Genomic DNA, 11,645 nt, shown 5'->3' on the forward strand with positions numbered 1-11,645 from the left:
GCTTGAAAAGCCTGAATCTGACATCGGAGTGTCCAGTGTTTGCCAATCTGTTGATCATCCTCGCCTCGTCTCTCGTGGTGATTGCCCTGTTCCGGCGCCTGCGGTTGCCGCCGGTTCTGGGCTATCTGTGCGTGGGATTGCTGGTGGGGCCGAGTGCATTCGACTGGGTCAACGAGAGCGAACATCTGCCGGATGTGGCCGAATTGGGCGTGGTGTTTCTGTTGTTTTCACTGGGTCTGGAGTTCTCCCTGTCGAAGATGATCGCCTTGCGCCAGGTGGTGTTCCGTCTCGGCAGTCAACAGGTGCTGATCAGCACCGCGCTGCTCGGTCTGCTGCTGATACTGCTGGGCATGCCGATGACGCCGGCGCTGTTGCTCGGTGCCGGGCTTTCGCTGTCATCAACGGCAATTGTGACAAAGGAATTGGGCAGCCTCGGTGAAGTGTTCAGCAGCCATGGCCAGAATGCCGTTGGCGTCTTGCTGTTTCAGGACGTTGTCGCGGTGTTGTTGCTGACGTTGGTGCCGGTATTTGCCGGCAGCAGTGAGCAGGCCTGGTACTGGGCGTTGCCACTGACGCTGGCAAAAACCGTGGTGTTGTTTGTCGGTCTGCTGCTGGCCAGTCGCTGGTTACTGCCGCGGCTGTTTCATGAAGTGGCCGCGTCACGCTCGGCAGAATTGTTCGTGCTGCTGGCGCTGGTGATTGTGCTGTTGACTGCCTGGCTGACACACCTGCTCGGCCTGTCCCCTGCGCTCGGTGCATTTCTGGCCGGCATGTTGCTCGATGAAAGCCACTATCGACACCAGATCGAGGCCGATATCCGGCCATTTCGCGACATCCTGCTCGGGGTGTTTTTCGTCAGCATCGGCATGCTCATCGACCTGCAACTGTTCGTCAGTCACAGTCTGCTGATCCTCGCGCTCACCGTCGGTTTGATGGTGATCAAGGGTATCGTCGTCGCCTTGCTGGTGAAGTGGCGCGGCAGTGACAGCGAAACGGCGTGGCGTAGCGGTCTGGCGCTGGCTCACGGGGGCGAGTTCTGCTTCGCCCTCATGGCGCAGATGCAACAACACAGCATGATGCCCGAAGCGCTGGGCGATCTTCTGCTCGCTGCAACGTTCTGCTCAATGCTCCTGACGCCATTGCTGCTGCGCGCGGCACCACGCATCGCTGCAGTGCTGCACCGCAAACCCAATCAGGAGGCGCAGATCGAAGAGATCAGCGCCCTCAACGCCGACCTCAACCAACACGTGGTGATTTGTGGCTACGGCCGCGTCGGCCAATCCATCGGGCGTTTCCTGCGCAATGCCAAACAGCCTTTTATCGCCCTGGACAATGACCCGGTGCGGGTACAGGAAGCCGCCAGCGGAGAAAGCGACGTGCATTACGGCGACTCGTCGCGCGGCGACCTGCTGACCGCCGTGGGCCTGCTACGCGCCAGACTGCTGGTGGTTGCGGTGGATCAGAGCGACATTGCCCTGCGCATCCTCAAGGAAGCCCGCCGGCTCAACGCCCATGTGCCGATCCTGGTACGCACCCGCGACGACAGCCAATGGGCCGAACTGAAAGCCGCCGGCGCCACCGAAGTGGTGCCGGAGCTGTTGGAGTCGAGCCTGATGCTCGCCTCCCACGCTTTGATCATGCTTGGCTTGCCAGCGCATCAGGTGCAGGAAAAAGTCGATCAGGTGCGCATCGACCGCTATCGCCTGCTCCACGGCTTTTATCCCGGTAGCGACGATGCCGAGACTTAATCCTGGCTCACCGCGCCGATCTTGTGCAGCGACAGATCGGCGCCGTAATACTCTTGTTCCTGACTCAGGCGCAGCCCGTGCAGCGCCTTGATCACGCCGTAGACGACGAAGCCGCCGATCAGCGCCACGGCGACGCCGAGTGCGGTACCGATCAACTGACTGATCAGACTGACGCCGCCGATCCCGCCGAGCGCGGTCTGGCCGAAAATCCCGCAGGCAATCCCGCCCCACGCGCCGCACAAACCGTGCAGAGGCCATACACCCAGGACATCATCGATACGCCATTTCACCTGCGCAGCGGTAAAGCACCAGACAAACAGTGCGCCGGCGATCGCGCCAGTCACCAGCGCACCGACCGGATGCATCAGATCGGAGCCGGCACAGATCGCCACCAACCCGGCCAATGGGCCGTTGTGCAGAAAGCCCGGGTCATTGCGCCCGACGAGCAGCGCCGCCATGGTGCCGCCGACCATCGCCATCAACGAATTGACCGCCACCAGACCGCTGACGCCTTGCAGTGTTTGCGCACTCATTACGTTGAAGCCGAACCAGCCGACAATCAGAATCCACGACCCCAGTGCCAGAAACGGAATGCTCGACGGTGCGAACGCCACCAGGCGACCGTCGCGGTAACGACCATTACGCGGTCCCAGCAGCAATACCGCCGCCAGCGCCAGCCAACCGCCCATGGCATGCACCACCACAGAACCGGCGAAATCATGGAAAGCGGCACCGAACTGCGCCGTCAACCATGCTTGCAGGCCGTAGTTGCCGTTCCAGATCATGCCTTCGAAAAACGGATAAATGAACGCGACGATCAGCGCCGTGGCACACAACTGCGGCACGAAACGCGCCCGCTCGGCGATGCCACCGGAAATGATCGCCGGGATCGCAGCGGCAAAGGTCAGCAGGAAGAAAAACTTCACCAATCCATAACCATGATCGGCACTCAGCACCGCCGCCGGCTGCATAAACGTCACGCCGTAGGAGATCCAATAGCCTATAAAGAAATAGGCCAGGGTCGAGACGGCGAAATCACTGAGAATTTTCGACAGCGCATTGACCTGGTTTTTCTGGCGGACCGTACCGACTTCCAGAAAGGCGAAACCGGCGTGCATCGCCAGCACCATCACCGCACCGATCAGAATGAACAAGGTATTGGAGCTGTGAACCAGGGTGTCCACAGCGCTTTGCAGATTTTCCATAAGCAGGCAGACCTAAAGGCGAAAAAGGCACCAAAGCGGTTCATGCGTACATTTCATGCACCAAGTTGCGACCGCGCAGTCACCGATTCGAAGGTCCTGCGAACTGCTTTGGCGCACGAGGTCGATGTCCTGACACAAACCGGGATTGTTTGGGATAAGGTTTCTCAGCGCGCACGCCCGGCAACAGCGCACAACAGCCCGGCGACGCACCATGACACAGCAAAAGTTGTACCAGTCATTTGTACTGAACCTTCGCGCAAGGCTCATACTCGAACGCTTCAGACGTCACTTACGGAGATCCACCCATGGCCAGCATCAAGGCAAAGACTGCTCAAGAAATCCTCATGAACGACTTCCAGACTTTGGTCGCCGACACCGAACGCTTGCTCGAGCACACCGCCACTCTGGCCGGCGATCAGGCTGATGAGCTGCGCGAGCAGATTCACGACAGCCTGCTGCGCGCCCGCGAAACCCTGAAACTGACCGAAGACACCCTGCGTGATCGCGGTCAGGCTGCGGTAACCGCCACCGAAGATTACGTATCGGCCAACCCTTGGCAGTCCGTCGGTATCGCTGCTGGTGTCGGCTTCCTGATCGGCCTGCTGGCTACTCGGCGCTGATTATGTCGATCGGTGAATCCGGCCCGACTGCGGGCACCGCCTCTTCCACGCGACGCTTGGGCGCCGCCGTTCTCGGTCTGCTGCACAGCCATGTCGAGTTGTTCGGCATCGAATTGCAGGAGCAGAAATCACGTACCGTCAGCCTGCTGCTGTTCGCAGGACTGGCGTTGGTCTTTGCCCTGTTGCTGCTGGTGGGTTTATCGACATTGGTGATGATCGTGTTCTGGGACACGTACCGTCTTGCCGCGATCATTGGCCTGTGTGTCTTCTATACGCTGGCTTCGATCTTCTGCGGGCTGCGTCTAAAGGCGGCGATCTTCGATGAGTCCTCGCCTTTCCACGGCACGCTCGAAGAGCTGGCCAACGACCGGGAGCGCCTGCTGCCATGAGCCTGCCTGAATTGCCACACAACAGCTCGCGTCGGGAAATGCGCAAGGCGTTGATCCGCCTGCGCATGGAAATGCATCGTCAGGAAATCCGCCACGAAGCCGGGCAAGTGCTGCAGCCTCTGCATCGCATGCGCGGCATGACGCAAAACCTGCAAGGTGGCTTCGGCATCAAACACGCGCCGTTGTGGGGCGTGGCCGCCGTTACGCTATTGGGCTTCATCACCGGCAAAGGCGCGAAAAGCGGCGGTGGCGGATTGACTCGCTTGATCCGGCTCGGCACCAGCCTCGGGCCGCTGATCAAACTGGTCATGCAGAGTTCGGCGAAACGCTGAACAGATACATCTGGCTACATTCTTGCACTGTCGGCGGGATGAACCTCTTTATCCGGAGGTTCAATCCCGTGCGCCTACCCGGTCGGCGGGGTTCACCAGAACAAGAACCACTAAGGAGGCCCCGTGATCGACGGGCAACCGCTCGCCTGCTTTCAGCCTTTCATCGATACCGCCACGGGACGCATTGCTGGCGTCGAAGCGTTGGGTCGCCTGCGCCAGGCTGACGGTCAACTGAATTCGGTCGGGCCATTGTTCGCCGACCCGCGTACGCCCGCCATTGCGCTGCGCCGTCTCGACCGGCAAATCCGCGACAACGCCTTGAGCCGCTTGCATGAAGCGCCGGCAGACTGGTTTCTCAGCCTGAACATGTCGCCGCGCTGGATCAGTCGCCTGCGCGCCGATCAAGCCCTGCCCAGTCTCAAGCAATTGGCGCGCTACAGTATCGATCCGCAACGCATCGTCTTCGAGATCACCGAACTGGGTGGCAATGGTCAACGCCTGGCCGAAGTTGTCGCGCGCTATCGCGAGGCGGGAGCGAGAATCGCCATCGATGACTTTGGCGCCGGCTACTCGCAACTGGATCGGGTGCTGGCGCTGCAACCGGACATTCTCAAGCTCGATATGCGCCTGTTCCAGGCCGCAGCACTGGGAGGGCCGAGCAGCGATGTGGTCAAGGCTCTCGCACAGATGGCCGAGAAGACCGGCTGCTGGATCATCGCCGAGGGCGTCGAGACTGAAGCGCAGTTGAATTTCGCCCTGGAATGCGGATCGCGCTATGTGCAGGGCTTCCTGTTCGCGCGGGCGCAAGAAGAGTTCTTTCCCACCGATGCGTTTGTGCAACGCTTCGCCGAACTGCGCCAGCGCTATGTTCGGCAGAAACTCGCTGAGCGCGGGCGACTGATGCAAATGCGCCAGCAACTGGCTGAACTGATGTCGATCCTGCAAGCCTGGGCTCAGGCACATGCGCCATTGAGCGCATTGCCACAACTGGACGCCTTCCCATGGCTGTTACGGTTCTATCAATGCGATCGCCACGGCACGCAACTGACGCCCAATCTCGAATGGCGCCAGCACGGCTGGGTCGCCGACAATCGTTATCTGGGGCACAACTGGTCGTGGCGTCCGTACTTCTATCATTTGCTCGCCGAAGGCTGGGAGGAGCGGCGTCTGACGCTCTCCAATACCTACCGCGATGCCACCAGCAATCAGTACTGCCTGACGGCCGGGCAGTTTTTCGACAACGGTGAGCGTTTGCTGCTCATCGACATTGACGCCGCCGGACTGTAGTTCCGCTTGCAGGGGCAGGCGTGAACCGGGAAGCTAGGGGCCAACGCCCCCAGTCACCTGACGGAGAGAATCAGCCTTGGATTGGCACACCCTGCTCAACCGCGAACGCCTCGGCAAGCCACTGCACAGCCCGCAAGAACTTGGCCGCAGCCCTTTCCACAAAGACCATGACCGCATCATTTTCTCCGGCGCCTTCCGTCGTCTCGGGCGCAAGACCCAAGTGCACCCGGTCACCAGCAACGACCATATTCACACGCGCCTGACCCACTCGCTGGAAGTCAGTTGCGTTGGCCGTTCGCTGGGCATGCGGGTGGGTGAAACCCTGCGCAGTGCCTTGCCCGAATGGTGCGACCCGGCCGATCTCGGCATGGTGGTGCAGTCGGCGTGTCTGGCTCACGACATCGGCAATCCGCCGTTCGGCCATTCTGGTGAAGATGCCATTCGCCACTGGTTCCAACAGGCGGCCGGGCGTGGCTGGCTCGACGGCATGAGTGAACCCGAACGCGCTGACTTCCTCAACTTCGAAGGCAATGCCCAGGGCTTCCGCGTACTGACTCAGCTGGAGTATCACCAGTTCGATGGCGGCACCCGACTGACCTACGCGACCCTCGGCACCTACCTGAAATACCCGTGGACCGCACGCCACGCCGACTCCCTGGGCTACAAGAAGCACAAATTCGGTTGCTATCAGAGCGAGTTGCCGCTGCTTGAGCAGATCGCCCACAAACTGGGCCTGCCGCAAATCGAAGACCAGCGCTGGGCACGGCATCCGCTGGTGTACCTGATGGAGGCCGCCGACGACATCTGCTACGCGCTGATTGATCTGGAAGACGGCCTCGAAATGGAGCTGCTGGAGTACGCCGAAGTCGAATCGCTGCTGCTCGGGCTGGTGGGCGATGATCTGCCGGAAACCTATCGTCAGCTCGGCCCGCAGGATTCGCGCCGGCGCAAACTGGCGATCCTGCGCGGCAAGGCCATCGAGCATTTGACCAACGCCGCCGCTCGAGCGTTTGTCGAGCAACAAGGCGCGCTGCTTGCCGGCACGCTGCACGGCGATCTGGTCGAGCACATGCACGGCCCGGCCAAGCGTTGCGTGTTGAATGCCAAGGACATCGCACGCAGGAAAATCTTTCAGGACAAACGCAAAACCCTGCATGAAATCGGCGCTTATACCACACTGGAGATCCTGCTCAATTCGTTCTGCGGCGCGGCGCTGGAACAACACAACGGTCGTACACCATCGTTCAAAAGCCGGCGCATTCTCGATCTGCTGGGCAATAACGCACCGGATCCGCAAGGTTCGTTACACACTTCGTTTCTGCGCATGATCGATTTCATTGCCGGCATGACCGACAGCTACGCCAGTGACATGGCGCTGGAGATGACCGGCCGCTCCAGTCACTGACCCCATCGCATGCGGGCAGCCATAAGGCTGGCCGCCCACATGCACCTACTCTGCCCTCGTCGACCGGCGAGTATTTAATTAACGACTGATATGGCGGGAAAAGCCACTGTTGCCAACAGAACAGCCAGCAACTTTAAACATTTATAAAAAGCCATTTACAGCCAGTACTTGCAAATCAATCAAGGCAAACTATAAGCCCGTTCAAATCCTGCACTTCCTTACGTCAAACCTAGTTTGGCCGTAGTCCTTTTCCTCATTAATTGTAGGAATAATCCGATAACGTGACTGGGGCCATGTCACTCCATGCGAGTGCTCATTCAACTGAGCTAAGGTGCGCGCTTTATTCGTGCTTGCATGGGATTTGATTATGAACTCCGTTTTTATTGTCGACGATCACCCGGTCATCCGTCTCGCCGTTCGAATGCTGCTGGAGCATGAAGGTTACAAGGTCGTCGGTGAAACCGATAACGGGGTCGATGCCATGCAGATGGTGCGCGAGTGCATGCCGGATCTGGTCATTCTCGATGTGAGCATTCCCAAGCTCGACGGCCTGGAAGTCCTGGCCCGCTTCAATGCCATGGGTTCTCCGCTGAAGATCCTGATTCTGACGGCACAGTGTCCGACACTGTTCGGCATTCGCTGCATGCAATCCGGCGCATCGGGATATGTCTGTAAACAGGAAGACCTGAGCGAACTGGTCAGTGCAATCAAAGCGGTACTTTCCGGTTACAACTATTTCCCCAGTCAGGCATTGAACCCGGTCCGCAGTGACGACGTTCGCTTTGCCGAACTGGAACTGTTCAAGTCCGTCAATGATCGCGAATTGATGGTATTGCAACTGTTTGCCCAGGGGCGCACTAACAAGGAAATTGCCAAGGGCATGTTCCTGAGTAATAAAACCGTCAGCACCTACAAAAAACGCCTGATGCAAAAACTCAAGGCCAAATCCCTTGTAGAACTTATCGAGATGGCCAAACGAAACGCACTCGTGTGAGAACCCGCATGCCCAGCCGTTTAAAGGACTATTTAATTACGTTGAGCGCAGGTCTTTACCTGAGCGCCAACGCGTTCGCCACACCCGGCCCGTCAGCGGACTATGCCCTGCTCAGCCGCTCGGCGAACGAACCGGTGCCAGTGACGCTCGAACAGTCCCAACGGCAATGGCTGCTTGCACGTAGCGAACTGGTGCTGGGCACCTCGGCGCCCGATTACCCGCCTTTTGACATGACGGTCAGTGGCAAGGATTACGAAGGTCTGACGGCCGACTACGCCGGCCTCCTCGGCCAGGCCAGCGGATTGCCGATCAGGGTGCAGCGCTTTCCTTCCCGGGATGCCGCCATTCGCGCACTGATCGATGGCCGGGTCGACCTGCTCGGCACCGCGAACGGCTTCGAAGCGGGCAATGCCAACCTGGCGTTGTCGACCCCCTATGCCATAGACCTGCCGGTACTGGTCACCCGCGAAGACGAAACCCGCTCGCTCACCGAAGGCCTCGCCGGGCTGCGGCTGAGCATGGTCTATCACTATCTGCCGTTACCCGAAATCAAAGCGCTGTACCCCAAAGCGCTCATCACCTGCTACCCCTCTTACCAGAATGCGATCAACGCGGTGGCGTTCGACCAGGCCGATGTGTTCCTCGGCGACACCCTTTCAACTCACTACATGATCAACAAGGGTTACCTGAACAACGTGCGCATGGCCAATTTCGGCAAGCAGGAAGCCCAGGGATTCAGCTTCGCCGTGCGCCGCAACAACCCGCAACTGCTGAGCATCATCGACACCGTGCTGAAAGCGGTACCTGCCAGTGAACGTGACAATATTGCCAAGCGCTGGAGCGCTGGCAGCGACCTGTTGCTCACCGACCGGAAACTGCAACTGACCCTGCGCGAAGAAGCGTGGCTCAAACAGCATCCGGTGGTCAGCGTGGTCGTGAATGAAGCGTTGGCGCCCCTGACATTCTTTGACAACGATGGCAATTTTCGCGGTATCAGTGCCGACTTGCTCGAGCTGATCCGCCTGCGCACCGGCCTGCGTTTCGAGATCCGTCGCAGCCGCAACGACGCAGAAATGATCCAGCAGATAGATCACCATCAAGCCGATCTGATTGCTGCGTTACTGCCAACGACCGAGCGCGAAAAAACCCTCAACTTCAGTCGTCCCTACCTTGAAAACTCCTATGTGCTGCTGACCCGCAAGAGCGCCGACGGCCCGACCAATCTGGGCCAGCTCAAAGGCAAGCAACTGGCGATTGCCCAGGGCAACCCGATGGTCGAGTACTTGCGCCGAGAGTATCCACGCATCCAGTTGATCGAAACGGCGGATACATTCAGTGCGGTGTCGTTGCTCGCTGAAGGCCATGTCGACGGCGCGGTGAATTCGCTGGTGATTGCCAACTACTTCATTTCTTCGCGGGTCTTTAACCAGGCGCTGCAGATCACCACCACCATCGGCACCGGCCAGGCAGCATTCTCACTGGCGACCGCGCGCGACAACACGGAACTGGCGTCGATCATCAATAAGGCATTGTTGAGCATCGCCCCCGACGAACTGGGTGTGATCAATGGCCGCTGGCGCGGTTACTCCACTGCTTCGCAGAACATCTGGCACAACTATCAACGGCTGTTCTATCAAGTGATCATCGGCGCTTGCCTGGTACTCCTGCTGCTGTTGGCCTGGAACGCCTACATGCGCCACCAGATCAAACAACGCCAGGCCGCCGAGCGCGCGTTGAACGACCAGTTCGAGTTCATGCGTTCGCTGGTCGATGGCACCCCGCATCCGATTTATGTTCGCGACCGCCAGGGCCTTTTGCAAAGTTGCAATGAAAGCTACCTCGAAGCCTTCAATGCCAGACGCGAGGACGTCATCGGCAAAAGCGTCATCGAGGGCAGCCTGAGCAACGCTTTCGAGGCCCAGGCCTTTCAGGCCGACTACCAGCGGGTCGTCGCCGAAGGCACACCGATGGTCGTCGACCGGCCTTTGCACATCGGCACCCGACGCCTGACGATCTATCACTGGATCCTGCCGTACCGTGACTCCAGCGGCGATGTGAAAGGCATCATCGGCGGCTGGATCGATATCAGCGAGCGCCGTCAGTTGTTTGATGAGTTGCGCACGGCCAAAGAGCAGGCCGACGAGGCCAATCGGGCGAAAAGCACGTTTCTGGCGACCATGAGTCACGAGATTCGCACACCGATGAATGCCGTGATCGGCATGCTCGAACTGACGCTCAAACGCATGGATCAACAGCATCCGGATCGTTCATCGATCGACACGGCCTATCATTCGGCCAAAGACCTACTGGGTCTGATCGGCGATATTCTCGACATTGCGCGGATCGAATCCGGACGCCTGAGTCTTTGCCCGGAACGGGTCAATCTGGTCGATACCGTAGCGTCTGTGGCGAGGATCTTCGACGGCCTCGCCCGGCAGAAAAACCTTACCCTGCAAGTCATCTTCAATCCTCCGGATCTGGCGGTCGATGTGCATCTGGACCCCCTGCGTTTCAAACAGGTGCTGTCGAATCTGGTCAGCAATGCGATCAAATTCACCGAGCAAGGGCATGTGCGGATAACCCTGGAACTCTTGAACACCGAGGTCCCCGCCCGCGCCCTGATGCAGCTGACCGTACAGGACAGCGGTGTCGGTATCAGTGCCGAGGATCAACAACGCTTGTTCGAACCTTTCGCCCAGGCGGAAACCAGCAGTCAACAAGGCAGAAGCGGTGCGGGCCTGGGGCTCGTGATCAGTCGCAACCTGTGCGAAATGATGGGCGGGCAATTGCAATTGAGCAGCCAGCCGGGCATCGGCACTCAGGTCTGCGTTTCGCTGGCGCTGGACACCCTGCCGATACAGCTGAGCACGGTCAAAAGCGAACCGGCGATCAAGGCCTCGCAGACACCCCTGCGCGTGCTGGTGGTGGATGACCATCCGGCCAATCGCTTGTTGATGTGCCAGCAACTGGAGTTCCTCGGCCATCACTTCAGCATTGCTGAAAACGGCTGCAGCGGTCTGAAGCTGTGGAAACCCGGCCACTTTGATCTGGTGATTGTCGACTGCAACATGCCGTTGATGAACGGCTATGAATTGACCCGCGCCATTCGTCAGCAGGAGCAGCAGGCACACTGCCCGCCCTGCACCGTGCTGGGCTTCACGGCCAATGCGCAGCCCGAGGAAATCCAGCGCTGTAAACAGGCCGGCATGAACGATTGCCTGTTCAAACCACTGAGCCTGAACGTGCTCAGCCAGTGGGTCGACGGCATCACGCCGACCTCTGCACCACCGGCCTTCAACCTGCAAAACATGAACATGCTGACGGGCGGTAACCCTGCACAGGCGCGTCGCCTGCTGGCTGAATTGCTCAAAAGCAGCCGCCTCGACCGTCAGGAACTGCTCGCGCTGTCGCCCGAACATGATCGCGGAGCGCTGGCGGTGGTCGCTCACAAGATCAAGGGCGCGGCGCGTATCGCCCAGGCATCGCGGGTGATCGAGTGTTGCGATGCGCTCGAACAGGGCTGCGCCGAGGCCATGTCGACAGACGAGATCGCTCGCCGTTGCGAGGCAAGCAACCGGGCGATGCTCGATCTGGAGCAGGCTTTGCAGCACCAATTGGCGTTGTCGGATCGAAGCACAATGAGCTTGCCTTAACTATGCTTGGCG

Annotated in this window: 9 protein-coding genes; 8 read left to right on the plus strand and 1 reads right to left on the minus strand. The window is 59.4% G+C overall.

Annotated elements, in window-relative coordinates; genetic code table 11:
- The first annotated feature begins 35 nt into the window (after window positions 1–35).
- The gene (locus tag RMV17_RS20680; protein ID WP_311882173.1) at window positions 36–1,748 is read left to right on the plus strand and encodes a monovalent cation:proton antiporter-2 (CPA2) family protein; all 1,713 of its coding nucleotides are present in this window, start codon (window positions 36–38) and stop codon (window positions 1,746–1,748) included.
- Here RMV17_RS20680 and RMV17_RS20685 read toward each other — a convergent pair.
- On the minus strand, window positions 1,745–2,953 hold the full coding sequence (locus RMV17_RS20685) for an ammonium transporter (RefSeq protein WP_311882175.1): 1,209 nt from the start codon (window positions 2,951–2,953) through the stop codon (window positions 1,745–1,747). The genes RMV17_RS20680 and RMV17_RS20685 overlap by 4 nt on opposite strands.
- Before the next feature lie 305 nt (window positions 2,954–3,258).
- On the opposite strand from RMV17_RS20685, the gene RMV17_RS20690 reads away from it, so the two are divergent.
- From RMV17_RS20690 to RMV17_RS20720, 7 genes are all read left to right on the plus strand, one after another.
- On the plus strand, window positions 3,259–3,573 hold the full coding sequence (locus RMV17_RS20690) for a YqjD family protein (RefSeq protein WP_025113166.1): 315 nt from the start codon (window positions 3,259–3,261) through the stop codon (window positions 3,571–3,573).
- Between the two features lie 2 nt (window positions 3,574–3,575).
- Window positions 3,576–3,962 carry a phage holin family protein gene (locus RMV17_RS20695; protein WP_016985474.1) on the plus strand — a complete coding sequence of 129 codons (387 nt, stop codon included), beginning with the start codon at window positions 3,576–3,578 and terminating at the stop codon, window positions 3,960–3,962.
- Complete coding sequence (locus RMV17_RS20700) at window positions 3,959–4,294, plus strand: hypothetical protein (RefSeq protein WP_034155220.1); 336 nt, start codon at window positions 3,959–3,961, stop codon at window positions 4,292–4,294. The genes RMV17_RS20695 and RMV17_RS20700 overlap by 4 nt, the downstream gene beginning before the upstream one ends.
- A 123-nt stretch (window positions 4,295–4,417) precedes the next feature.
- Window positions 4,418–5,581 (plus strand): EAL domain-containing protein, encoded by a 1,164-nt coding sequence (locus RMV17_RS20705; protein ID WP_108225866.1) that lies wholly within the window; start codon window positions 4,418–4,420, stop codon window positions 5,579–5,581.
- Window positions 5,582–5,657: 76 nt separating this feature from the next.
- A complete protein-coding gene (locus RMV17_RS20710) occupies window positions 5,658–6,986 on the plus strand; it encodes a deoxyguanosinetriphosphate triphosphohydrolase (RefSeq protein ID WP_311882180.1) in 1,329 nt (442 codons plus the stop codon).
- A 367-nt stretch (window positions 6,987–7,353) separates the two neighbouring features.
- Complete coding sequence (locus RMV17_RS20715) at window positions 7,354–7,980, plus strand: response regulator transcription factor (protein ID WP_034155223.1); 627 nt, start codon at window positions 7,354–7,356, stop codon at window positions 7,978–7,980.
- An 8-nt stretch (window positions 7,981–7,988) separates the two neighbouring features.
- Window positions 7,989–11,633, plus strand: a complete 3,645-nt coding sequence (locus RMV17_RS20720; protein ID WP_311882181.1) for a transporter substrate-binding domain-containing protein — start codon at window positions 7,989–7,991, stop codon at window positions 11,631–11,633.
- Window positions 11,634–11,645 lie beyond the last annotated feature (12 nt).

The sequence above is a fragment of the Pseudomonas sp. VD-NE ins genome (assembly GCF_031882575.1).
In the GTDB taxonomy this organism is placed as follows: Bacteria; Pseudomonadota; Gammaproteobacteria; order Pseudomonadales; family Pseudomonadaceae; genus Aquipseudomonas; species Aquipseudomonas fluorescens_BZ.